The sequence below is a fragment of the Streptomyces sp. NPDC043176 genome (assembly GCF_056436715.1).
Window position 1 is genome coordinate 411,681 of the sequence record NZ_JBWKCA010000002.1, and the last position, 22,814, is coordinate 434,494.

General features: G+C 73.1%; 17 protein-coding genes and 2 pseudogenes. 13 read left to right on the forward strand and 6 right to left on the reverse strand.

Going from position 1 to position 22,814, the window contains the following annotated elements; genetic code table 11:
- Positions 1 to 53 precede the first annotated feature (53 nt).
- From AC067A_RS04440 to AC067A_RS04450, 3 genes are read right to left on the reverse strand one after another with little or no spacing between them, the layout of a single operon-like run.
- Positions 54 to 1,337, reverse strand: coding sequence for an ATP-grasp domain-containing protein (locus AC067A_RS04440; RefSeq protein WP_478614353.1), 1,284 nt, complete (start codon positions 1,335 to 1,337; stop codon positions 54 to 56).
- A complete protein-coding gene (locus AC067A_RS04445) occupies positions 1,334 to 2,857 on the reverse strand; it encodes an asparagine synthase-related protein (RefSeq protein WP_478614356.1) in 1,524 nt (507 codons plus the stop codon). Before AC067A_RS04445 ends, AC067A_RS04440 begins: the two co-directional genes overlap by 4 nt.
- A 1-nt stretch (position 2,858) precedes the next feature.
- A complete protein-coding gene (locus AC067A_RS04450; protein WP_478614359.1) occupies positions 2,859 to 4,580 on the reverse strand; it encodes a thiamine pyrophosphate-binding protein in 1,722 nt (573 codons plus the stop codon).
- Between the two features lie 145 nt (positions 4,581 to 4,725).
- Between AC067A_RS04450 and AC067A_RS04455 the strand changes: the two genes are divergently transcribed.
- From AC067A_RS04455 to AC067A_RS04470, 4 genes are all read left to right on the forward strand, one after another.
- Entirely contained in the window at positions 4,726 to 5,808 is a 1,083-nt protein-coding gene (locus AC067A_RS04455) for a GNAT family N-acetyltransferase (RefSeq protein ID WP_478614362.1), read from the forward strand.
- Entirely contained in the window at positions 5,808 to 7,436 is a 1,629-nt protein-coding gene (locus AC067A_RS04460; protein ID WP_478614365.1) for an ABC transporter substrate-binding protein, read from the forward strand. Before AC067A_RS04455 ends, AC067A_RS04460 begins: the two co-directional genes overlap by 1 nt.
- Positions 7,433 to 8,485, forward strand: a complete 1,053-nt coding sequence (locus tag AC067A_RS04465; RefSeq protein WP_478614368.1) for a GNAT family N-acetyltransferase — start codon at positions 7,433 to 7,435, stop codon at positions 8,483 to 8,485. The genes AC067A_RS04460 and AC067A_RS04465 overlap by 4 nt, the downstream gene beginning before the upstream one ends.
- A gap of 80 nt (positions 8,486 to 8,565) precedes the next feature.
- Positions 8,566 to 10,188: an ABC transporter substrate-binding protein gene (locus AC067A_RS04470; RefSeq protein ID WP_478614371.1), complete on the forward strand. Its 1,623-nt coding sequence runs from the start codon at positions 8,566 to 8,568 to the stop codon at positions 10,186 to 10,188.
- Between the two features lie 78 nt (positions 10,189 to 10,266).
- Here the strand turns inward: AC067A_RS04470 and AC067A_RS04475 are convergent, their stop codons facing one another.
- On the reverse strand, positions 10,267 to 11,502 hold the full coding sequence (locus AC067A_RS04475) for a glycosyltransferase (RefSeq protein WP_478614374.1): 1,236 nt from the start codon (positions 11,500 to 11,502) through the stop codon (positions 10,267 to 10,269).
- A 58-nt stretch (positions 11,503 to 11,560) separates the two neighbouring features.
- Here AC067A_RS04475 and AC067A_RS04480 point away from each other — a divergent pair, with 58 nt between their 5' ends.
- From AC067A_RS04480 to AC067A_RS04505, 6 genes are all read left to right on the forward strand, one after another.
- Positions 11,561 to 12,361, forward strand: a complete 801-nt coding sequence (locus AC067A_RS04480; RefSeq protein ID WP_478614377.1) for a glutamate racemase — start codon at positions 11,561 to 11,563, stop codon at positions 12,359 to 12,361.
- Positions 12,362 to 12,416: 55 nt separating this feature from the next.
- A complete protein-coding gene (locus AC067A_RS04485; protein ID WP_478614380.1) occupies positions 12,417 to 12,980 on the forward strand; it encodes a hypothetical protein in 564 nt (187 codons plus the stop codon).
- A gap of 85 nt (positions 12,981 to 13,065) precedes the next feature.
- Positions 13,066 to 14,664: an apolipoprotein N-acyltransferase gene (gene lnt / locus AC067A_RS04490; RefSeq protein ID WP_478614383.1), complete on the forward strand. Its 1,599-nt coding sequence runs from the start codon at positions 13,066 to 13,068 to the stop codon at positions 14,662 to 14,664.
- A 55-nt stretch (positions 14,665 to 14,719) separates the two neighbouring features.
- On the forward strand, positions 14,720 to 15,202 hold the full coding sequence (locus AC067A_RS04495) for an NUDIX hydrolase (RefSeq protein ID WP_478614386.1): 483 nt from the start codon (positions 14,720 to 14,722) through the stop codon (positions 15,200 to 15,202).
- Positions 15,203 to 15,257: 55 nt separating this feature from the next.
- Positions 15,258 to 16,085: a 3-hydroxybutyrate dehydrogenase gene (locus tag AC067A_RS04500; RefSeq protein WP_478614389.1), complete on the forward strand. Its 828-nt coding sequence runs from the start codon at positions 15,258 to 15,260 to the stop codon at positions 16,083 to 16,085.
- Between the two features lie 69 nt (positions 16,086 to 16,154).
- Positions 16,155 to 18,047, forward strand: a complete 1,893-nt coding sequence (locus tag AC067A_RS04505; protein ID WP_478614392.1) for a helix-turn-helix domain-containing protein — start codon at positions 16,155 to 16,157, stop codon at positions 18,045 to 18,047.
- Positions 18,048 to 18,101: 54 nt separating this feature from the next.
- On the opposite strand, the gene AC067A_RS04510 is transcribed toward AC067A_RS04505, so the two are convergent.
- Positions 18,102 to 19,469, reverse strand: a complete 1,368-nt coding sequence (locus AC067A_RS04510; RefSeq protein WP_478614395.1) for an MFS transporter — start codon at positions 19,467 to 19,469, stop codon at positions 18,102 to 18,104.
- A gap of 513 nt (positions 19,470 to 19,982) precedes the next feature.
- On the opposite strand from AC067A_RS04510, the pseudogene AC067A_RS04515 reads away from it, so the two are divergent.
- Positions 19,983 to 20,268, forward strand: a pseudogene (locus AC067A_RS04515) (dihydropyrimidinase); the annotation flags it as partial.
- 248 nt (positions 20,269 to 20,516) lie between these two features.
- A pseudogene (locus AC067A_RS04520) lies at positions 20,517 to 20,728 on the forward strand (ADP-ribosylglycohydrolase family protein); the annotation flags it as partial.
- Positions 20,729 to 20,767: 39 nt separating this feature from the next.
- Here AC067A_RS04520 and AC067A_RS04525 read toward each other — a convergent pair.
- The gene (locus AC067A_RS04525) at positions 20,768 to 21,802 is read right to left on the reverse strand and encodes a helix-turn-helix domain-containing protein (RefSeq protein ID WP_478614398.1); all 1,035 of its coding nucleotides are present in this window, start codon (positions 21,800 to 21,802) and stop codon (positions 20,768 to 20,770) included.
- A 106-nt stretch (positions 21,803 to 21,908) separates the two neighbouring features.
- On the opposite strand from AC067A_RS04525, the gene AC067A_RS04530 reads away from it, so the two are divergent.
- The gene (locus tag AC067A_RS04530) at positions 21,909 to 22,805 is read left to right on the forward strand and encodes an alpha/beta hydrolase (protein WP_478614401.1); all 897 of its coding nucleotides are present in this window, start codon (positions 21,909 to 21,911) and stop codon (positions 22,803 to 22,805) included.
- Positions 22,806 to 22,814: the final 9 nt, after the last annotated feature.

Genomic DNA, 22,814 nt, shown 5'->3' on the forward strand with positions numbered 1-22,814 from the left:
GAACGTGGGGATCTGCGCGTACCGCGGCGAGACGCTCGAGTTGATCTGACCGCTCACGGTGCCGTCCTTCGGGTGTGGATGTGGATGCGTGCCGCCGCGCTCCGGGCCTTGTCCAGCGCGTCCTCGGCGGTGTCGCCGTGGGCGTAGACGAAGCCGACGGAGGCCGAGTTGTCCAGCCTCTCGGCGACCAGGTCGCCCGGTTCGTGGTGCAGGCGAACCGACACGCCGAGCCGTTCCGCCTCGTCGAGGCCTTCGATGTGGGTGAACTCGCCGCTCTCGTCCGGGAACAGCACCACCACGGCGGCCCCTCCCGCCACCCCCTGACCGGGCTTTCCGTCCGGTGCGTGCTCCAGACCGAGAGCGAGCAGCTTCGCGTCCAGGTGGGGGTTGGTCCCGCACACGTCGGTGACCATCGTGGAGATCATGTGGGCCGGCAGCCGGGGGTTCACCTCGACGACGCGCGGCCCGTCCTCGGTGATCATCACCTCGGTGTGGGCCGGGCCCTGCCGGTACGAGATCGCCCGCAGGGTCCGGTCCACGCAGGACCGGACCGCGTCCCAGACGCCGGGTTCGAGCGCGAGGGGGAAGGAGTGGGCCTCCTCCAGCATGGTCTGCTTGTGCAGGTACTTGGAGGTGGCGCCGAAGAAGTGCGTGACGCCGTCCACGGTCATCGACTCGACACTGACCTCGGTGCCCCGCACGAACTCCTCGAGGAGCACGTGGCCGGGACGCGGCTGCCCCCTCAGGGACTGCCGGATGTCCGACAGCTCCCGCCACGCGTCGAGCGCCTCCGCACGGGTCGCGCACTTGCGGACGCCGTAGGAGATGGCCTCGGACGGGGGCTTGGCGACGAGGGGCAGCCCGACGTGGGCGATCGCCTCGTCGAGTTCCTCGGCGCAGGTCACCAGCCGCCACCGCACGTTGGCCGGGTCGTCGGCCAGCGCCGCCCGCAGCAGGTGCTTGTGGTTGGCCGCGCGGACGGCCTCCAGCCCCTGGGAGGGCAGTCCCAGGGACTCGGCCGCCCGGGCGGTGACCTCCGTGTGGTAGTCGGAGAACGACAGGATGCCGTCCACCAGGGGCTTTCCGTCGTCGTCGGTGAGGACGTCGACCACTGCGCGCCAGTCGTGCGTGTCGACGTGCAGGACGCGGTCGACCCGGCCCAGCGGATGCTCGGCCAGCGGACGCCCGCCGCCGGTGTACCACTCCTCGCCCTGCACCAGCAGCCACACCTCGCAGCCGAAGTCCCGCGCGCGGTGGATGCCGGAGTAGAAAGCGTCGTGCAGCATCGACTCGACGACGGCGAGCCGCTTGCCCTGGAACCCCTCGTATGCGGTCATCGCCTGCCCTCGGCCAGGATCTTCCCGATGATCTCCTCGACCTCGATCTCGTCCGGGTGGACACCGCCCACCACGGTCAGGTCGAACAGCTGCTGGACGACCCGCGTCTTGACGGCCGCCACGTCCTCCTCCGCCGCGCCGGCCTGGCGGACCAGCAGAGAGAAGGACGCGGTCGTCCCCGAGCCCTCGTGCACGCCGAGCTTGGGGCGGGCGACGGTCTCCGCGGGCAGCAGGTCGGACATGGCGGCCCGGAGCACCCACTTGTCCCGCCCGTACCGGCGCTTCAGACCGGCCTCGAGGACGGTCAGCAGCTCCAGTACCTCACGGTCCCAGTAGGGATGGGTGGACCAGTGGCCGGCCACCGTCGACAGCACCGGGCTCATCTCGTTCAGCCCGTCGAAGGTGTCCATGTCGAACGCCACCGCGGTGTCCAGGTTCGGCAGCCGGTCCTCCCGGTGCATGCCGCCGAGGGGAATGTCGGCCCCGTACCCGGTGAGGACTCTCCGCGGCGGCCCGTCGATGCGGCGGTACAGCGCGGTGAGCGGCAGCAGGTACTCGATGACCTCGGGGTCGAGCGACTCGGCCGCGTGCACGGTGTGCGGCAGCAGGGCCAGCAGGTCCCGGGTGTCGACGGTGAGTTCCCGGTGCCGCGAGTCGAGATGCCTCGCGACCACCCGGGCCTGCGGGAACTCGTCGGAGACGTCCGTCCCCATCGACAGGGTGTCGATCCCCGCGGTGACCACGCTGGCGGACAGCGCGGCCACCGCGGAGGAGTCGATGCCGCCGGACAGGACCACGAGCGGCCTGCCGCCGTCGGGAAGCCGCCGGATGACGGCCTTCTCCAGCGCGGCGCGCACGTTGTTGAGGGCCTCGTTCTCCACCGTCAGGAGCCGGTGCACGGGCGGCATCCACGTGCGGTGCACCGTCGCCTCACCGGTGTCCACGCGGACGTCGAGCACCGCCCCGGCGGGCACCTGGTGGACGCCGGGGATCCGCCGGATGCGGCGGGCCCCCGGGACCGGGGCGCCGCGGACCGCCGCCCCGGCCGCCGCCAGTCCCTTCACCTCGGTGGCGGCCAGCACGTGGCCGGGTTCGGGGCGCACGTACAGCGGGACCGAGCCCGCGTGGTCCGTGGCCGCCAGGACCCGGGTGCCCGACGCCAGCAGCGCCGCGTACCGGCCGTTGATCAGCCGGAACGCGTGGAGGTCGTACTTCTCGAACAGACCGGAGACCCGTTCGGCGTCCGAGGCGTCCGCGGGCGAGCCCAGGGTGTCGTCGATCTCGTCACGGTTGTAGATCTCCCCGGCGAACAACACCAGGATGTCCCCGTCGGAGGCGTGCGCACCGGACGGACCGGCATCGGGATGGACCAGAACGGCGTCCACGCTCTGCGCGCGCAGCCGCTCGGACAGCCGGGTGTGCCGGCCGCGCGTGGCGAACACTGCCGCGGGGATCGAGCCCCCACCGGTGTGGGCGGAGGCCAGGAAGCCGAAGGCGGCGGGAAGGTCGGTCTGTGTCATGTCAGATCTTCAGCGCTCCGAAGCCGCCGGCGGTGAACTCGTAGTTCACCGGCACCTCGATGAGGTACGGGCGGCCCAGCTCGACGCCCTTGCGCAGCGCGGCGAGCAGCTCCTCGCGCGTCGTCGCCCGGGCACCCTCGACGCCGTTGGCCGCGGCCAGCTGCACGAAGTCCACCCCGGTGAACTTGATCGCCGGGTCGTGGCTGCGGTGGTGACCGATGTTCTGGTACAGCTCGATCAGACCGTTGGTGTCGTTGTTCACGACGACCGTGACGATCGGCAGGTTGAGCCGCGCGATGGTCTCCAGGTCGGCGCTGTTGGAGTGGAAACCGCCGTCGCCGGCGATCAGGAACGTCGGCTGGCCGGGGCGGGCCATCTGGGCGCCGATGGCGGCGGGGATGCCGTAGCCGAAGCTGGAGCAGCCGGCCGAGGTGAGGAAGCCGTACGGCTGGTCGGCGCGGGCGAAGAGCACACCGTAGTGACGGAAGAAGCCGATGTCCGAGACGATCGTGCCCTCGCCGTCCTCGGCGGTCTCGCCCATGACGGAGTTCATGCAGTCGATCACCTGGTGGACGCGCATGCCGTCGTCGTACGAATCGGGGTCGGACAGCAGCTCGGCGATCCGCTCCCGCACGGCCGAGATCTCGTGGCGGTCCTTCGCCTCCACGTCCGCGGTGCCGGCGTCCAGGTGCTCGACGAAGGCGAGCACGTCCGTGACGACGTCCACCGTCGGGCGGTAGATCCGCGGCACCGGGTTGGCGGTCGGGGAGACGCGGACGGTCTTCTTCTCGCCGCCCCGCTCCCACATCGAGGGGCGCAGGTCCTCGGCGTAGTCGTAGCCGAGGGTGAGGATGACGTCGGCCGGGCCGAAGAGGGACTCCAGGGCCGGGAACGACAGGATGCCGTCCATGTAGCCGGTGACGGCGCCGTAGTTGAGCTCGTGCTTGTGCGGCAGGACGCCCTTGGCGATGTACGTCGTGATCACGGGGATGTTCAGGCGCTCCGCGAGCGCGCGGATCGCGGGGACCGCTCCGGCGCGGATCGCGGCGGCACCGACGACGAACACGGGGTTGGTGGCCTCGCGCACCAGGGCGACGGCCTGGTCCGCGCGCTTCTCCCAGCCCGGCTGGATCGCGGTGATCGGCTTCTCGGGGGTGAGCGCGGGACCGTGGTCCTTGTCGAGGTCGATGCCCTCGGAGGAGCCCAGCAGGTCCACCGGGAGGCTGATGAAGGAGGGGCCGACCGGCTCCGTCATCGCGGCCGACACGGCCGAGTCGACCAGGTCGGTGATCTCGTGGGGGCGCTCCAGCTCGACGGCGTACTTCGAGATCGGCTCGGCGATCTTGACCAGGTCGAGGCACTGGTGGGTGTCGTTCGGGAAGATGTCGTGCGACTCCGACTGCGCCGCCATCGCGATGACCGGGGAGCGGTCGAGGGCGCTGGTCGCCATGCCGGTGGCCAGGTTGGTCATACCGGGGCCCAGGGTGGCCCAGCACGCCTGCGGACGGCCGGTGATGCGGGCCAGCACGTCGGCGGCGACCCCGGCGGTGAACTCGTGACGGGTCAGGACGAACTCGATGCCGTCCTGCTCGTCGAACAGGATCGAGGCGGCTTCTCGGCCGACGACGCCGAAGACCTTCTCGACCCCGTGCTCGCGCAGGCGCTTGAGCAGAGCGTGCGCGGTGGTCGGCTGCTCACTGGGGCCGGTGGATACACGGGACATGGAACGGTTCTCCTGTTCACGGGATGACGGGATCAGGACTCACCCTGCGGCGGCGTTCTCTCGCCGTTCTCTCAGGCCGCTATCAGGGGCCGCCAGGGAGTGGGTCGAGAGCGGGCGGAGACCACCGCGACAGAGGATCTGCCCCGTGACCAGTGCAGTGGTGATCGACCAATGGCAGACGCCCGAGGACGCGCGGGAGGCCGGCTGGGACGCGCTCGTGGGGGCGGAGGACTTCTTCCTCAGCCCCGACTGGATGCGCGTCCTGCAGGATTCCGCCGGAGCGTGGATGGGTTACCTCACCGCCCGGGCGGACGACCGCGTGCTGGCCGCACTGCCGATGGTGCGGGCCACCCTCGACTCCCCGTGGTCGCTGGGCCGCACCGACCTGCTGGTGCGGCACTGCGCCGAAGAGGCCATGGACGGCGCCGCGGAGGTCCTCGCCGGACTCGGCGACATGGAGCGCCTCATGCCGTCGCTGATGGGCGGCGGCCGGCACCTGGGCCGCACCCGCCTGATGCTGAGCCCCGACGCCGGCGCGGAGACGGCGCACACGGTCCTCGAACACGCCGAGCGCCTCGCCGCCCGCGACGGCTGCGGATCGATCTGCCTCCCGTACGTGGACGCGTCCGACCGGATCCAGCGCGCCGTGCTCGAAGAACGCGGCTACCTCTCGCACGTCTCCGGGCAGTTCGCCTCGCTCACCCTGCCGGGGGAGGGGTTCATGGACTACGCGCTGGCGCTCCCCGCCCGGCGCTCGCGACGGGTGCGCTCCGAGCGGCGCCACATCGAGGCCTCGGACCTGCGGATCACCCTCGACCCGCTGGACCCCGCCGACATCCCGCGGCTCGCCGCCCTGGAGACCCAGCTGTTCGCCAAGTACGGCATGACGAGCTGGGACCCCCGGCGCTCCGAGGCCGTCCTCAGCGCCGCCGCGGAGCGCCTCGGCGACCGCGCGCTCGTGTCCAGGGCGGTGCTGGACGGAGACGTCGTGGGCTTCGGCCTGATCCTCTCCCACGGCGACAGCTGGTTCGCCCACCGCGCCGGCTTCGACTACGCGGCCGTGGGCAAGCTGCCGCTGTACTACGAGCTGCTGTACTACACGCTCGCCGACCACGCCCCGCGACACGGCGTCAAGACGGTCCACTACGGCATCGGCTCCACGGACGCCAAGGTGTCCCGCGGGTGCTCCCTGTCCGCGCAGTACCTGTACGTGAAGGAGATCGGCTGATGTCCGGCTGGAACGGCGCCGTCAAGAGCGTGGCGAACCCCGGCGGCAAGCCCGGCGGGCGGCTGGCCATGGTGGCCTCGGCCGACGTCGACTCGCTCGACCCGGCACGCACCTACTACGTGTGGTCGTGGCTGCTGCAGCGGACCATGCACCGCACCCTCATGGCCTTCGGCACCGATCCGGTCACCCCCACCGTGGTGCCCGACCTGGCGACCGGTCCCGGCGAGGTCTCCGACGACGGCCTGACATGGACGTACCGGATACGCGAGGGCGTCAGGTTCGAGACCGGAGAGGTGATCCGCGCCCGGGACATCGCCCACGCCGTGGAACGGATCTTCGCGCAGGACACCCTGCCCGGCGGACCCACCTACCTGCTCGACCTGCTCGACCACGGCGACTACCGCGGTCCCTACGGCGGGCAGCACTGCCGGGCCGTCGAATGCCCGGACGACCACACCCTCCGCTTCCGCCTCAAGCGGCCCTTCGCGGACTTCGACTTCGTCATGGCGCAGCCCAACACGGCCCCCGTCGCGGCACACCACGACACCCGCGAGGAGTACGAGAAGGCACCGGTGTGCTCCGGGCCGTACCGCATCGAGAGCTACCGCGCCGGACACTCCCTCCACCTCGTCCGCAACCCGATGTGGGACCGCGCCACCGACCCGCTGCGCCCCGCCCTGCCGGACGACATGACCGTCACGTTCGGCGTGGACGTCGACGACCTGGACAGCCGCCTCATCGCGGGCGAGTTCCACATCGACGTCGAAGGCCGCGGCATCCAGCACTCCGCACGCGACGTGATCCTCGCCGACCCCGTCCTGAAGGCCCGGTCCGACAACCCCGCCACCGGATTCCTGCAGTACATCACCGTGCAGACGTGCGTGCCCCCCTTCGACGACGTCCACGCCCGGCGCGCCGTGTTCTACGCCGCGGACAAGGCGGCGCTCCTCGAAGCGCGCGGCGGCGACGGAGTGGGCGGGTCGCTCGCCACCAGCCTGATCCCGCCCACCCTGCCCTCGCACACCGGCGCCGACCGCTACCCCAGCGGCACGGACCTCACCGGGGACCTGGAGGCCGCCCGGGCCGAACTCGTCGCCGCGGGGCTTCCCGACGGCTTCGAGACCAGGATCGCCACCCAGCCGGGCAAGTTCGAGCTCGTCGCGCGGACCCTCGCCGAGGCCGTCGCGCGGGTGGGCATCCGCGTGCACGTCGAAGTCCTGGACACCGCCTCGTACTACCGCTCCGGCCTGGGCCACCCCGACACCGTGCGGAAGCTCGGCCTCGGCCTCGGCGTGTCCGACTGGGGAGCCGACTACCCCACCGAGTACGGCTTCCTGGCCCCCCTGATCGACGGCCGGCAGATCAAGCACGGCGGCGGCAACTTCAACTTCGCCGAACTCGACGACCCCGTCGTCCGAGGCCTCGTCGACGAGGCACAGGCCCTCGCCGACCCCGTCGCCCGGCAACGGCTCTGGCAGCGGGTCGAGGAGACGGTCATGGAACGGGCCGTCATCCTGCCGATCGCCCACGACCGCACGCTGCACTACCGGCATCCCGACGTCACCGACGTGTTCGTGCACCCCGCGTTCGGGCTGTACGACGTCCAGGCGATGGGACTCGCCCGGTGACGGTCCGCCTCAAGGCCGTCGACGCCGCCGACCGGCAGGTGGTCGGAGACGTGTACGGGCTGCGCCTGGCCGGCCACGCCGTCGACCTCCCCCACTTGCCCCGGCCCTGCCGGGCCGACCTGGAGGGCTCCCTCGCCGTCGCCCCTCCGGCCACCGAGGTCGAGGAGTGGGCGGCCTACACCGAGGGCGGGCGGTGCGTCGCGTCCGCGCGCCTGGAGTTCCCGCTGGAGGAGAACACCGACGCCGTCACCGCGAGCGTCCTCCTCGTGCATCCCGCCTTCCGCCGGCGGGGAGTGGGGACACGCCTCGCGGAGTTCCTCCGGGGCCGCGCCGCCGCCCGCCGCCGCTCACGCGTCCTGCTGGTCGGGGACGCCGGACCGGGAGACCCCGCGGCGACCGCCGGGCACCGCTTCGCCGCCGGCCTGAACGCCCGCACCCTCGTGCGCTACCAGCACCTCCGGCTCCAGGTGGACGCCGCCCCCGGCCCCCCGCCGCCACCGGAGTCCCTGCGGCTGCGGTTCTGGGGATCGACGGTTCCCGAAGAACTGGTCGTGCAGGCCGCACGCCTGGAGGCCACCCTCTCCGCCGAGGCCCCGGCCGGACGGACCCGCTGGGAACCCCAGCCGAACGCGGTGTCCCGGATCCGCGACTTCGAGCGCATGCGCATCGCCCGCGGCCGGCGCGCCTACCAGTGCGGCGCCGTCGACGTCCGTACGGGGCGGATGGCCGCCTGGACGGCGCTGTCCATGACACGGGCCAACCCGGACAACGCGCTCCAGGCCGTCACCGTCGTCGACCCCGCCTACCGCGGGCGGGCCCTGGGGCTGCTGGTGAAGGCGCACAACCTGGCCGCGTGCCGGGCCGCCGAGCCGCGGCTCACCGTCGTGGACACCTGGAACGCGGCGGACAACGCGCACATGCTCCGCATCAACACCGGCTTCGGGTTCACCCACGCCGGCACCCGGAGCATCTGGGAACTCAGCGTCCGCCGGGCGCCGGTACGCACGGCCGGCGACCCGACGCGCCCCCTGACATCCCGTCTGCCCTGACGCGTGGTCACGCGCCCACCGTCGCAGGACGACGAGCCTTCCACACCATCCGCACAACGAGAGAGGCGCCGGGAACCCCCGTGGCATCGAACGCGCAAGCACGCGGCACCGTGAACCCGTCCGACCACCGGGGCGGCACGCTCCGGTACGTCCGCACCGACGACTTCGACTCCCTCGACCCCGCCGACACGTACTACGCGTACACCTGGAACTTCATCCGGCTCATCGGTCGCCCGCTCGTCGGCTACACGACCGACGCCGAGGGCGCCCCGAGCCTCGTGCCGGACCTGGCGGAGGCACTCGGCCACGCCTCCGAGGACTCCCGCACCTGGACCTACCGGCTGCGCGAGGGAATCCGCTTCGAGGACGGCACGCCCGTCACGTCCGAGGACGTGAAGTACGCGGTGCTGCGGGCCGCCTACCCCGAAGAGGTCTACGACGCCGCGATCACGCGCGGCGGGCCCGCCTACTTCCGCCAGTACCTCACGGGTCCGGAAGGGATCGAGACCCCGGACGACCGCACCCTCGTCTTCCGGCTGAGCCGGCCCTTCGCCGCCTTCGACTACCTCGCCGCGCTGCCCACCACCATCCCGGTGCCGCGCGAGCGCGACACCTTCCCCGAGTACCACCGCCACCCGGTGTCCTCGGGCCCGTACCGCATCGACACCTACGAACCGGGCAGCCGGCTCACGCTCCGGCGCAACCCGCACTGGGACGCCGGGACCGACCCCGTGCGGACGGCCCTGCCCGACCGGATCACGGTCCGCCTCGGCGTGAGCGGCCCCGAGGTCGACCGCATCCTGCTCGACGGGGAGGCGGACATCGACCTCGCCGGCGTCGGGGTGCAGCCCGAGACCCAGGAACTGCTGCTGGCCGATCCGGAACTGCGACAGCACGTGGACAATCCGCGCACCGGCTTCGTGTGGCTCTACTGCCTCAACCAGAACGTCGGCCCGCTGAAGAGCGTGCACGCCCGGCGCGCCGTGCAGTACGCCACCGACAAGGCCGCGATGCTCGCCGCCTACGGGGGCGACCCCGCCGGCGAGATCGCCACCACCCTGCTGCCCGCCTCCGTCGTCGGGTACGACCCCTTCGACCGCTACCCGGTCGGTCCCGAGGGCACCGGGGACCTGGAGGCGGCCCGGCTCGAACTGGCCCGTGCCGGCCTCCCGGACGGCTTCACCACCAGGATCGCCGCACGCGAGGACCGCAGGAAGGAATGGAACGCCGCGCTCGCCCTGTCGCGGGGACTGGCGCGCGTCGGCATCCGGGCCGAGGTCGTCCCCTTCACCTCCGGCGACTACTTCACCAAGGCGGCCGGCGTTCCCGCGTACGTGCGGGAACACGAGATCGGGATCGTGATGTTCGGCTGGGCCGCGGACTTCCCCGACGGCTACGGCTTCCTCCAGCAGATCGCCGACTCGCGGGCGATCAAGGAGACGGGGAACCAGAACCTCGGCGAGCTGGCCTCACCGCAGATCGACGCCCTCCTCGACAGCGGCGCGGCGACGCGCGACGACAAGGAGCGCGCCCGGATCTGGGCCGCCGTGGACCGCGCCGCCATGGACGAGGCCGTCATGTGCCCCTACATGTACGTCAAGTCGGTCGTGCTGAGGGGGCCGCGGGCCGCGAACATCACGATGTCCCCGGCCTACGGGATGTACGACTACGCGGTCCTCTCGGTCGCGGACGACGACGTGTAGGCGGCGGGCGGGGCGGAGACGCGCGGGCAGGCGGGCGCGGCGGCGGTCCGGCCGGCGGTCTCGTGCCGGAGGACGGCGCTACCCGCCGTGCCGCGAGACGCGGTCGGCGCCGTACGTGCGGCCCTTCCACGCCGCGCCCCTGCCCCGGTGGTGCCGCACGGCGGAGTCCACCGTCATCAGCAGGTAGAGGAAGGCGGTGAGGGGGAGGAGCGGGGCGAGCCACGCCGGCTGCCGGTAGTAGCGGAGCATCGGGAGGTACGTCCCCGCCATCACCGCCCAGGCCGTCCCGCCCGCCCAGGCGGCCGCGGTGTCCCCGGCCGCCGCCCCCGCGAGGAGCGCCGCCGGGGGCACCAGGTAGACGAGGACGAGCCCCGCCACCGTGCCCGCGAGGAGCAGCGGGTTGTTCCGCAGCTGCGTGTACGCGCTCCGCGACACCATGCGCCACAGCTCGCCGAGCCCCGGGTACGGGCGGACGCTGTCCACGTGGTCCGCGAGGCCCAGCCAGATCCTGCCGCCCGAACGCCGTACCGCGCGAGCCAGCGACACGTCGTCGATCACCGCCTGCCGGATCGCGTCCGGAACGGCCGCCGCGACCGCGGCCTCCGTCCGCAGCAGCACACAGCCGCCCGCGGCCGCCGTCGCCAGCGGCCGCGGGCGGTTGATCCAGCGGAAGGGGTAGAGCTGGGCGAAGAAGTAGACGAACGCCGGCACGACGAGGCGCTCCCACACGCTCACGACCTGGAGCCGGGCCATCTGCGACACCAGGTCCAGATCGTTCTCCACCGCCGCGGCCACCAGCAGCCGCAGACTCCGCGGATCGTGGGCGATGTCCGCGTCCGTCAGGAGCAGGAACTCCGGCGCGGGCTCACGCGCGCGTGCCAGCGCCATCCCGTGCCGCAGCGCCCACAGCTTCCCCGTCCAGCCCGGCTCCGGCTCCCCGGGGGAGACGACCGTCAGGGGAAGCCCGCCGAGCCGGTCGGCCAGCTCGCCCGCGAGACGCCCCGTGCCGTCCGTACTCCCGTCGTCGACGAGGAAGACCTCGGCCGGGCCCGGATAGTCCTGCTCGAGCAGCGACGGCAGGCTCAGCGGCAGCACCGCCGCCTCGTCGCGCGCCGGGACCACGACCGCCACCCGCGGCCACCGCTCCGGCGAACCGGCTCCGGGGGAGCCGCCCCCCTCCCGGCCGCCGTCGCCCGGAGGCAGGGGAGGCGTCCGGGGGAGCCGCTGGTCCGTACGCCAGAAGAACCCCTGGCCCAGCAGCAGCCAGACCCAGACGACGAGGGAGCCGGTCGCGAACCAGGCGAGGGTGCTCATTCGCGGCAGTCTGCCCCAGATCGAAGGGCTCACGGGGCTCATCGGCTAGGGTGACCGGGTGAAGATCGCGCTCATGGACTCCGGAATCGGCCTCCTCCCGGCGGCGGCCGCGGTACGCAGACTCCGGCCGGACGCGGATCTGCTCCTCTCCAACGACCCCGAGGGCATGCCGTGGGGCCCGCGCACCCCCGAGGACCTCACGGAACGCGCGCTCGCCGTCGCCCTCGCCGCCGCCGAGCACCGGCCCCAGGCGCTGATCGTGGCCTGCAACACCGCCACCGTGCACGCCCTGCCCGCCCTGCGCGCCGCCCTCGAACCCCACATCCCGGTCATCGGCACCGTCCCCGCGATCAAGCCCGCGGCCACCGGCGGCGGCAAGGTCGCCATCTGGGCCACCCCGGCCACCACCGGCAGCGCCTACCAGCGCGGGCTGATCCGCGACTTCGCCGACGGCGCCGACGTCACCGAGGTGCCCTGCCCCGGCCTCGCCGACGCCGTGGAGCACGCCGACCAGGACGCCGTGGACCGGACCATCGCCGCCGCGGCCGACCTCACCCCGGCCGACGTCCGCGCCGTCGTCCTCGGCTGCACCCACTACGAACTGGTCGAGGAGCGCGTCCTCGCCGCCCTGGAAACCCGCCGCCTGCCCGGGCTGCCGCCCCTCGTCTTCCACGGCTCCGCCGACGCCGTCGCCGCCCAGGCGCTGCGCCGCATCGGCGCCGAACCGGCACCCGACGCGGACCCCACCGGCACCCTCTCCGTCCTGCTCAGCGGCCGGCCCGGCCCGCTCCCCGTCACCGCCCTCACCTACACCGAGGGCCGGCTCCTCACCGCGACCGCCGCCGCTCACCGAGCGTGAGCGGTCGACACCGCTCCGGCGCGCTGGGTCCGGCGGTCCTGGGTACCCTCCCTGTATGAGGGAGCACCACCGGCCCCGGCAGGCCGACGAGCGGTCGCCCGTCGTCTGGTCCGGCCGCGCGACCAACCGACTCCAGTGGCTCGCGGCCGCGGGCGGCGCCGCCTGCATGGCCCTCGGCATCACCCTGGCCGTCGAATCGCCCTGGACCTCCGGCATCGCGCCCCTCCTCATGGCGGTGATCGGCTGCGTCGCGGCCGGACTGCTCGTCCTCTTCGGCACCCTCGCCTTCGTCCACGTGGCCGTGAAGGTCGACGACCGCGCCATGGAGGTCCGCTGCGGGCACATCGGGCTGCCGCGCCGGCGCATCCCCCTCTCCCACATCGTCGGCGCCGAATTCGCCCCGAGCGTCACCCCGCGCCAGTGGGGCGGCTGGGGCTACCGCTGGCGCCCCGAGATGGGCACGGCCGTCGTCGTCCGGCGCGGCGAAGGCCTGGTCCTGCGCCTCGGCGACGGACGCACCTTCACCGTCACCGTCGACGACGCCGAGTCCGCCGTCCGGGTCATCAGGGACCACCTCCACCACACGCCGCCGACCCCGCCCGCCGCCACCGGCGCCTGAGGTCCCGCGCGGGACCGGGCGACCGGCTCCGCCGCAGGTCGGACCAGACGCCGGACGGACAGGGACGACCCGTAGACTCCGCAAGGTGAGCACCACCATCACCCCCGTCGACGCGTCCGGAGCCGACACCGCACCCACGCCGGGATCCCGGCTGCGGCGGTTCGCCCGACCCGGAGCGGCCCTGCTGTCCGGGCTGCTGCTCTTCCTGAGCTTCCCGCCGCGCCCCCTGTGGTGGCTCGCGCTGCCCGCCTTCGCCCTGCTCGGCTGGGCCCTGCGGGGCCGCAGGCCGCGCGCCGGCTTCGGGCTCGGATACCTCGCGGGACTCGGCTTCCTGCTGCCGCTCCTCGTCTGGACCGGCGAGGAGGTGGGCCCCGGCCCGTGGCTCGCGCTCGCCGCCGTCGAGGCGCTCTTCGTGGCCGCCGCGGGCCTCGGCATCGCGGTCGTCTCCCGGCTTCCCTGGTGGCCGTTCTTCGCCGCAGGGGTGTGGATCCTCGCGGAGGGGGCACGCGCGCGCGTGCCGTTCGGGGGCTTCCCCTGGGGGAAGATCGCCTTCGGGCAGGCGGACGGCGTCTTCCTGCCGCTCGCCGCCGTCGGCGGCACGCCGGTCCTCGGCTTCGCCGTCGCCCTCTGCGGCTTCGGCCTGTACGAGGCGTTCCGGCAGGTCCGCGCCCCCCGGGCCACCGGCACCGTCCCGCGCGGCCCGCTCGCCGCCGCCGCGCTCTCCGTGCTCCTGCCCGTCACCGGCGCCCTGGCCGCCCTGCCGCTCGTCGACGACTCGGCCGAGGACGGCACCGCCACCGTCGCCGCGGTCCAGGGCAACGTGCCCCGGCTCGGCCTCGACTTCAACGCCCAGCGCCGGGCCGTCCTCGACAACCACGTCGCCCGCACCCGCGAGCTCGCCGAGGCCGTGAAGGCCGGCCGCGAGCCGCAGCCCGACTTCGTGCTGTGGCCGGAGAACTCCTCCGACATCGACCCGTACGCGAACGCCGACGCCGCCGACGTCATCGACGGCGCGGTCCGGGCCATCGGCGTGCCCACCGTGATCGGCGCCGTCGTCACGCCGGAGACCGGAAAGCTCCGCAACACGCTCATCCAGTGGGACCCGAACCGCGGACCGGTCGCGACGTACGACAAGAGGCACGTCCAGCCCTTCGGCGAGTACATCCCGATGCGGTCGTTCGTCCGGATCTTCAACAGCAACGTCGACCGGGTGAGCCGTGACTTCGGCCCCGGCACGAAGGTCGGCGTCTTCGACCTCGCCGGCACCAGGGTCGGCCTCGCCACCTGTTACGAGGCGGCCTTCGACTGGGCGGTGCGCGACACCGTCACCCATGGCGCGCAGCTCATCTCCGTGCCCAGCAACAACGCCACCTTCGGCCGCAGCGAGATGACCTACCAGCAGCTCGCGATGTCCCGGGTGCGGGCCGTCGAGCACAGCCGGTCGGTGGTCGTGCCCGTCACCAGCGGGGTCAGCGCGGTCATCCGCCCCGACGGAGAGATCGTCGCGCAGACCAGGATGTTCACCCCGGACGTCCTGGTCGAGAAGGTGCCGCTGCGCTCCTCCCTGACCCCGGCGACCCGGATGGGCACCCTGCCCGAGGCCCTGCTCGCGGCCCTCGCGGCCGCCGGCCTCGGCTGGTCGGCGTTCCGCTCGGTACGGGCCCGGCGCACCCCGGCGGAGTGACCGGGGCGCACCCGCTCGATCGGGCGCGCACCCGTAGATGATCTAGGGTCGGTTCATGGCTACCCCTGACTTCATCCGCGCCCTGCGCGAGACCGCGGGCCACCAGCTCCTCTTCCTGCCCGGGGTGAGTGCCGTCGTCTTCGACGACAGGGGCCGGGTGCTGCTCGGCCGGCGGTCGGACAACGGCCGCTGGGCGGTCATCGGGGGGATCGTCGACCCGGGGGAGCAGCCCGGGGACTGCGCGGTCCGCGAGGTGTACGAGGAGACCGCCGTGCGCTGCGAGGTGGAGCGGATCCTGCTGGTCGAGACCCTCCGCAAACCCGTCGTGTACCCGAACGGCGACGTGTGCCAGTTCATGGACGTGTCCTTCCGCTGCCGGGCCGTGGGCGGCGAGGCGCGGGTCAACGACGACGAGTCCACCGAGGTCGGCTGGTTCGAGGTGGACGACCTGCCGGAGATGAAGCGTTTCTCCCTGCTCCGGATCGAGAAGGCCCTCGCGGACGAACCCACATGGTTCCGCACCACAGCCACCGGCTGAACTATGGGCGTGGAGCACATCGGTGGGGGAGTGGCCCGTTCATAGGGTGCGGAGCATGAGCGCCCCCCTCACCACCCCCGGTCCCGGCCCCGCCGCGCCCCTGCCCCGCGCGGCCGGTCTCGCCCTCGACCTGACCGGCCGCACCGCGCTCGTCACCGGCGCGGCCGGCGGCATCGGACGTGCCTGCGCGCTGCGGCTCGCCGCCGCCGGAGCCCGGGTCAGAGCCGTGGACCGCGCCGCCGAAGGCCTGGAGACCCTCGCCGACGATGCCGCCGCGCTCCCGGGCGACCTCGAGACCCGGCTGCTCGACCTCACCGACCTGGACGCCGCCGAGGCGTCCGCCGCCGGCACCGACATCCTCGTCAACAACGCGGGACTACAGCTCGTCCGCCCCATCGAGGAGTTCCCGCCGGACGTCTTCCACACGGTGCTCACGGTGATGCTCGAAGCGCCGTTCCGGCTCATCAGGGGCGCGCTGCCGCACATGTACGGCCAGGGCTGGGGCCGCGTCGTCAACATCTCCTCCGTCCACGGGCTGCGCGCCTCCCCGTTCAAGTCCGCCTACGTGGCCGCCAAGCACGGGCTGGAGGGCCTCTCCAAGACCGCCGCGCTCGAAGGCGCACCGCACGGCGTCACCTCCAACTGCGTCAGCCCCGGCTACGTCCGCACCCCGCTCGTCGAACGGCAGATCGCCGACCAGGCCGCCGCCCACGGCATCCCGCCGGAGCGGGTGCTGTCCGAGGTCCTGCTCAGGGACTCCGCCCTCAAGCGGCTCATCGAACCGGACGAGGTCGCCGAGGCCGTCCTCTACCTCTGCACCCCGCAGGCCTCGTTCGTCACCGGCACCTCCCTCACCCTCGACGGCGGATGGACGGCCCACTGACCCGGGGGGTGCGTGAAGGTCGTCCACAGGGGTGGTGCGACCACAGGTACGGCAGGTATCCCTGTGTTCATGCCTCATGAACACGTCTCCTACCTGGAACTCCTCGCCCGAGGAGCCGCGACGGAGGCCTACGACCGGCCCGTGCTGCTCGCCCGCGCGAGCGGCGCGGCCCCCGAGGAGCTGGCCGGACTCGAAGAGGCCAAACAGCTCGCCCTGCGCGTCCGGGCCGAGCTGGAGGGGCGCCGGCGCCGGGAGGCGGAACTGTCCGCGCTCTTCGCCACCGCCCACGACCTCGCGGGACTCCGCGACCTCGACGCGGTGCTGCGCGCCATCGTGCAGCGCGCCCGCTCGCTCCTCGGCACCGAGGTCGCCTACCTGAGCCTCAACGACCGGGCCGCCGGCGACACGTACATGCGCGTCACCGAGGGCTCGGTCTCCGCGCGGTTCCAGCAGGTGCGGCTGGGGATGGGCGAGGGGCTCGGCGGCCTCGTCGCCCAGACCGCCCGCCCGTACGTCACCGAGGACTACTTCGAGGACCCGCGCTTCCAGCACACGCGCACCATCGACGCGGCGGTGCGCGACGAGGGACTCGTCGCCATCCTCGGCGTCCCGCTCAGTCTCGGCAGCCAGGTCATCGGCGTCCTGTTCGCCGCCGACCGCAGGGCCAGGGTCTTCGAACGCGAACAGGTCGCGCTGCTCGGCTCCTTCGCCGCGCACGCCGCCGTCGCCATCGACACGGCCAACCTGCTCGCCGAGACCCGCACGGCCCTCGCGGAACTGGAACGGGCCAACGACATCATCCGCGAGCACAGCGGCGTCATCGAACGCGCCTCGGAGGTCCACGACCGGCTCTCCGAGCTGGTCCTGCACGGCGGCGGCGTCCACGACGTGGCCGACGCCGTCTCCGAGGTCCTCGGCGGCACCGTCGAGTTCACCGAGACCGACGCCGGCCCGGCCCGCCGCGCCGACGGCCACGCCGTCCGCGACGGCGACGACTGGGTGGCCGCCGTCTCCGCCGGAGGCGAGACCCTCGGCGCCCTCGTCCTCCACGGGCAGCCCGACCTCGACCCGGTCGACCAGCGCACCCTGGAACGCGCCGCCCTCGTCACGTCCCTGCTGCTGCTCGCCCGCCGCTCGGCGGGCGAGGCCGAACAGCGGGTACGCGGCGAACTCCTCGACGACCTCCTCGACGCCCCCGACCGCGACCGTCGCCTCCTGCGCGAGCGCGCCGCCCGGCTCCGCGCCGACAGCGAGGCCCCGCACGTCGTGCTGGCCGCGCGCATCGACCGGGCCGGCGGCGACGCGGACGGCGACGGAGGCCGCCGCGCCAGTGCCGACCGCCAGCGCCTGTGGTCGGCCGCCTCGCACCTGGCCGCCACCCGCCACGGACTCGCCTCGGCACGCGACGGAGGTACGGTCTTCCTGCTGCCACTCGGCCCCGGCGAGAGCGCCGCCGACCTCGCCCGGCAGACCGCCAGGAACCTGGGCGGCACCCTGCGCGAGCCGGTCACCGTCGGCGCCTCCGCCCCGGTCCGCACCTTCCTCGACCGACCCGACCGGGTGGCCGTGGCGTACGAGGAGGCCCGGCGCTGTCTGGACGCGCTGGGCCTGCTCCACCGCTCGGGCCAGGGAGCGGCCGCCGAGGACCTCGGCTTCCTGGGCCTCCTGCTCGCCGACAGCCGTGACATCGACGGCTTCGTCGACCGGACCGTCGGCCAGGTCGTCGCCTACGACCTGCGCCGCGGGACCGACCTGGTGCGCACCCTGGAGGCGTACTTCGCCAGCGGCATGAGCCCCGCCCGTACCAAGGACGAGCTCCACGTGCACGTCAACACGGTGGCCCAGCGGCTGGAGCGGGTGGGCCGGCTCCTCGGCCCCGACTGGCAGTCCCCGGCCCGCGCCCTGGAGATCCAGCTGGCCCTGCGCCTGCACGCGATGTCCGCCGCGGTCGCCGGGAGATGACGGGAACGGCCCCGTGCCCCGCTCCTCGTGAGCGGGGCACGGCACCGGCTGCCGTCAGGCGTCGGCGGTGACGCGGGAGCTCGGCACGGCGTCCCCGGCGATCTCGCCGAGGTCCCGCTGCCGGGTCTCGCGGGCACAGGCGATGGCGACGACCGTGAGGAGCGCGGCGGCGATCACGTAGAGGGCGATCGGGGCCGAGTCGCCGTGGTCGGCGAGGAGCGCGGTCGCGATCAGCGGGGCGGGGGCGCCGGCGGCCACGGAGGAGAACTGGGCGCCGATGGAGGCGCCGGAGTAACGCATCCGGGTCGCGAACATCTCCGAGAAGAAGGCCGCCTGCGGCGCGTACATCGCCCCGTGCAGGACCAGGCCGACCGTGACGGCGAGGAGCAGCGAGCCGAAGGTGCCCCGGTCGATCAGCGCGAAGAACGGGAACATCCACGCACCGACGCCGACCGCGCCGATCAGGTACACCGGCCGGCGGCCGATCCGGTCCGACAGCGCGCCCCAGGCGGGGATCACGGCGAAGTGGACGGCCGAGGCGATCAGGACGGCGTTCAGGGCGGTCTGCTTGGTCAGGCCGACCTGGGTGGTCGCGTACACGAGGATGAACGCGGTGATCACGTAGTACGAGATGTTCTCCGCCATCCGCGCGCCCATCGCGATCAGCACGTCCCGCCAGTGGTGCCGCATCACGGCGACCAGCGGCATCCTCTCGACCTGCCCGGCGGTCGCCTCGCGCTCCCGGGCGGCGGCCAGCGCCGCCTTGAACACCGGCGACTCGTCGACCGAGAGGCGGATCCACAGGCCGACGATCACCAGGACGCCGGACAGGAGGAAGGGAACGCGCCAGCCCCACGAGAGGAACGCGGCGTCCGACAGGAGCGCGGTCAGCGCGGACAGCACGCCGGTCGCGAGCAACTGCCCCGCCGGCGCGCCGGTCTGCGGCCAGGAGGCCCAGAACCCGCGCCGCTTCGCGTCCCCGTGCTCGGACACCAGGAGGACGGCACCGCCCCACTCGCCGCCGAGCGCGAACCCCTGCACGAGGCGCAGCACCGTGAGCAGCACCGGGGCCGCGGAGCCCACGGTGGCGTGCGTCGGCAGCAGGCCGATGGCGAAGGTCGCCCCGCCCATCAGGAGCAGGCTCAGGACCAGCAGCTTCTTCCGCCCCAGCCGGTCCCCGTAGTGCCCGAACACCAGCGCCCCGAGCGGGCGGGCGGCGAACCCGACCGCGTACGTCAGGAACGACAGCAGCGTCCCGACCAGCGGGTCCGACCCGGGGAAGAACAGCTTGTTGAACACGAGCGCCGCGGCGGAGCCGTACAGGAAGAAGTCGTACCACTCGATGGTGGTGCCGATGAGGCTGGCGGCGACGATCCGCTTGAGGGATCCGGGTGGCGTCGGAGCGGTTGTTGCGGCGGCCATGTGCACCACTTCCAGGCAGGGAGACGGGGACGTTTCGTGTCGCCACACCGTAGGAAGCAGCAGGTCAGGGGCGTATGTGGTGGGACACCATAGTTCGGTGCTCGCGCATCCGCCCGGCCGCCATGGCCTTGCTTCATGGCCTCGTTGATCCCGGGGAAGCGGCCAGATGGACGCCTGTTCGTTTTGCGGTGATCGGGCGTGATTCGGCGCCCTCGTGCTGACTTCCGTGCTGGTTTCGTGCTGACTGAAATCCCACGTCAGCACCCGTGCCCACCTCTCCCGTGCTGACGTGGTGCTGACTACGGAGAGTGGAACCCGCGCACAGGGGACAGACCGGGCACGGCTGTCGCAGCAGCTGCCGGCGTCGTTCCGCTTCGGACCCGGAGGGGTCTTCCCGCATGCCTGCGGAAGGGGAAGGGAGGCAGGTTCACACGGGTGCCGCCCGGGGGCTGTCGGGTCATGGACCGCGGGAGGAGTTGGGGCAGCCCACTCGGAACGCAGGTTGCCGGAGACACCGGTGGGCTGATCATGACGCACGCGGAGAACGGCGTCGCGATCGACGTCCTCGTCGAGCAGGCGCTCGCCCGGGACGAGACCGGATCCGCGCTATCACGGGGAGGTTCGCAAGGCCTTGCTGGAGGCGGAGGCCACGCACCGGGCGATCCAGCTCGCTCGCGTCGCGGACGGTCCCTTGTACGTGGTGCACGTCTCCGCGCAGGAGGCGGTGGCCGAGTTGGCGGGGGCGAGGGACATGGGTCTGCCGGTCTTCGGCGAGACCCGTCCCCGGTACTTGTTCCTGCTGATGCTGTATCAGTAGGAGGAGGCCGTCTCCTGGGCCAGGCCGTGTGCCCGGCCGGGGGCGGCTTTCCGTATGCCGCGGTGTCGATGTCGGCGCCGTCCTCCAGGCGGACGACGCCGTGTCCGGCTCGTACGTCGGTGCCGGCCGAGCGGACGCCGGGAAAGCCTTCCGGCTCGGCGTCGATGAGCAGGCCGCGGCTGGTGCAACTGCATGCCGTCGATGGGGAGCACCACCTGTTCGCCGGTCACCTGGGCGGGGACACCGACACGGTGGGCGCGGTGACCGGCGCCCTGGCCGGGGCCGGTACGGGGAGCAGGCCATCCCCGGCCTCTGGACGGCCGGGCCGCACGTCCCGCTGCCGGGATCCGGGGACCGTGTCCTGGACACGGAGGACCTGCGCGGCCTGGCCGGGCGACTCGCCGCGGCGGGCACGCGCCGGCCCTCCGGGGCACGACCCTGATATCCCAGCCGCCGCGTCCCGTGGCGAGGCGGATCCTCCTCAGAGGTCAAGGAGCCGCCACATGGCGAGCGCGATCCTGGCTCGTGTCAGTCCCATGGGTTCGGTGAGTTCGATGTCCAGGGTCTTCGCGATCTGTTCGAGGCGGCGGGCGATGCTGCTGTGGTGCAGGTGGAGCAGCTCGGCGGCTCGGCGGAGGGAGCCGGTGGCGCAGTAGGTGTCCAGTGTCTCCAGGTCTTCCGGGTTGTCGGCTATGCGGGCGATGGCGGCCACGTCGTCGTTCTCCCGCGCGGTCCCCTGGGGCACCTCGGCCAGGAGCGCCAGCGCGCCCAGGTCGGCGTGGCGGATGACGGGTTCGCGCGGGGTCGTGAAGCGAAGGGCGGTGCGCGCCTCCCGCCAGGACCGGTCGGGGCTCTCGGCTGCGCCGATGCCCGCGCGTACGCCTGCCGGGAACCGCGCCGGGTCCACGAAGGTGGCCAGGATGACGCCGACGTCCGCGAGCGGCGCCGCCTTCACCTGGCGGCCTGGGCAGATCAGGCCGCCGATCCGGTCGAGCGGCAGCTGCGAGCGTACGACGACGACGTGGAGGGGCAGTTCGGCGGCGAATCCCAGGAGCCGCAGGGCCCGGGCTCTGGCCGCGTCGTCGCCGTCCGAGCTGATCGCCAGTTCGACGAGGGCGGGGTCGGCCATGGTGGTGCGGGCCGGGCCGTACCGCTCGGCGACGGCCGCGGCGGCGATGGCGAGCCTGTCGAGGAGCACTTCGTCGAGCGGATTCGGCGCGCCGGGGCGTTCCAGCCAAACCCTGCCGATCTCCTCCTCGTCGAGCGTGATCGGCGCTGTGGTGGACGCGGGTGCCGGCGGGGCGGACGCCGGCCTGCCGTCGGGCGAGACGCGGGTCGCCCGCCCCGTGCCGTGGAGACGTATCCCGGCCACGCACTCGGCCAGGCCCGCCGAGGCCCGGGCGAGCGCCGGGAGATCCACCCGTCGGCGCATCAGCGTGTCGTAGAACGCGACGATGCGCATCGCCCCGTCGACGTACGGATCCAGTCCCGACAGCCGAACGGCCAGTGCCTCCATGGCAGAAGGATAGAAGGAGGGGGTGCGCCGATCGGTGCGCGATCGGGGCGGGATGCGCGACGGATGGCGGGTGACCCCCTGGGTGACGACCGTAAGGATGGTCGTCATGGATCCCGAACTCGAAGCGTTCATCCCGTTTCTCCCGCGACTCGACATGAACGACCCGGCCACCGCACGCAAGGACTTCGCCGAGCGTGCGGCTGCGGCGCCGGCGCCGGACACCTCGGACATGGAGGTCGAGGACCGTACGGTGTCCGTCGATCCGGGCGTGGCGGTCCGGGTCTACCGCCCGCACGGGGCACAGGGCGCCGTCGTCTGGCTGCACGGCGGCGGCGGAGTCTTCGGCGACCTGGACACCGAGCATCCGTGGGCCGCCCGGGTCGCGTCCCTTTCCGGGGCGGTGGTGATCTCGGTGGGCTACCGCCTGGCGCCCGAGGACCCGTTCCCGGCGGCCTTCGAAGACGCTTACGCCGCACTGACCTGGACGGCCGAGCACGCGGACGAACTCGGCATCGACCCGGCGCGGATCGCGGTCGGGGGTCACAGCGCCGGAGCGAACCTCGCGGCCGCAGTGGCGTTGCGGGCGCGTGACGAGCAGGGACCGGCGATCCGCTTCCAACTACTCAACCAGCCGGGGCTGGACGACCGGCAGGAGACGTGGTCGGCGCGGAACTTCACCGACACGCCCTGGTTCGACCGCGACAAGATCGCCGCGGGGTGGCGGCACTACCTGGGCTCCCGGCCCGCCACGTCGTACGCCGCTCCCGCGCGGGCCGCCGATCTGTCCGGGCTGCCACCGGCCTACATCGCCACCGCGGAGTTCTGTCCGAACCGCGACGAGGGCATCGCCTACGCGCTGCGCCTGATGCAGGCGGGCGTGTCGGTCGAGCTCCACCAGTGGCCCGGCACCTTCCACGGATCGCAGGCGCTTCTCTTCGCCGAGGTCTCGCAGCGCCAGAACGCCGAACTCGGCGCCGCTCTGCGCCGCGCCCTGGCCCATTGATCCGTACAC

Coding starts and splice junctions, on each gene's coding strand:
- AC067A_RS04500 (WP_478614389.1), top strand. CDS start 15,258: ATGAGCGCCCCCCTCACCACCCCCGGTCCCGGCCCCGCCGCGCCCCTG.
- AC067A_RS04475 (WP_478614374.1), bottom strand. CDS start 11,502: ATGAGCACCCTCGCCTGGTTCGCGACCGGCTCCCTCGTCGTCTGGGTC.
- AC067A_RS04530 (WP_478614401.1), top strand. CDS start 21,909: ATGGATCCCGAACTCGAAGCGTTCATCCCGTTTCTCCCGCGACTCGAC.
- AC067A_RS04505 (WP_478614392.1), top strand. CDS start 16,155: ATGCCTCATGAACACGTCTCCTACCTGGAACTCCTCGCCCGAGGAGCC.
- AC067A_RS04460 (WP_478614365.1), top strand. CDS start 5,808: ATGTCCGGCTGGAACGGCGCCGTCAAGAGCGTGGCGAACCCCGGCGGC.
- AC067A_RS04510 (WP_478614395.1), bottom strand. CDS start 19,469: ATGGCCGCCGCAACAACCGCTCCGACGCCACCCGGATCCCTCAAGCGG.
- AC067A_RS04440 (WP_478614353.1), bottom strand. CDS start 1,337: ATGACCGCATACGAGGGGTTCCAGGGCAAGCGGCTCGCCGTCGTCGAG.
- AC067A_RS04495 (WP_478614386.1), top strand. CDS start 14,720: ATGGCTACCCCTGACTTCATCCGCGCCCTGCGCGAGACCGCGGGCCAC.
- AC067A_RS04450 (WP_478614359.1), bottom strand. CDS start 4,580: ATGTCCCGTGTATCCACCGGCCCCAGTGAGCAGCCGACCACCGCGCAC.
- AC067A_RS04525 (WP_478614398.1), bottom strand. CDS start 21,802: ATGGAGGCACTGGCCGTTCGGCTGTCGGGACTGGATCCGTACGTCGAC.
- AC067A_RS04485 (WP_478614380.1), top strand. CDS start 12,417: ATGAGGGAGCACCACCGGCCCCGGCAGGCCGACGAGCGGTCGCCCGTC.
- AC067A_RS04445 (WP_478614356.1), bottom strand. CDS start 2,857: ATGACACAGACCGACCTTCCCGCCGCCTTCGGCTTCCTGGCCTCCGCC.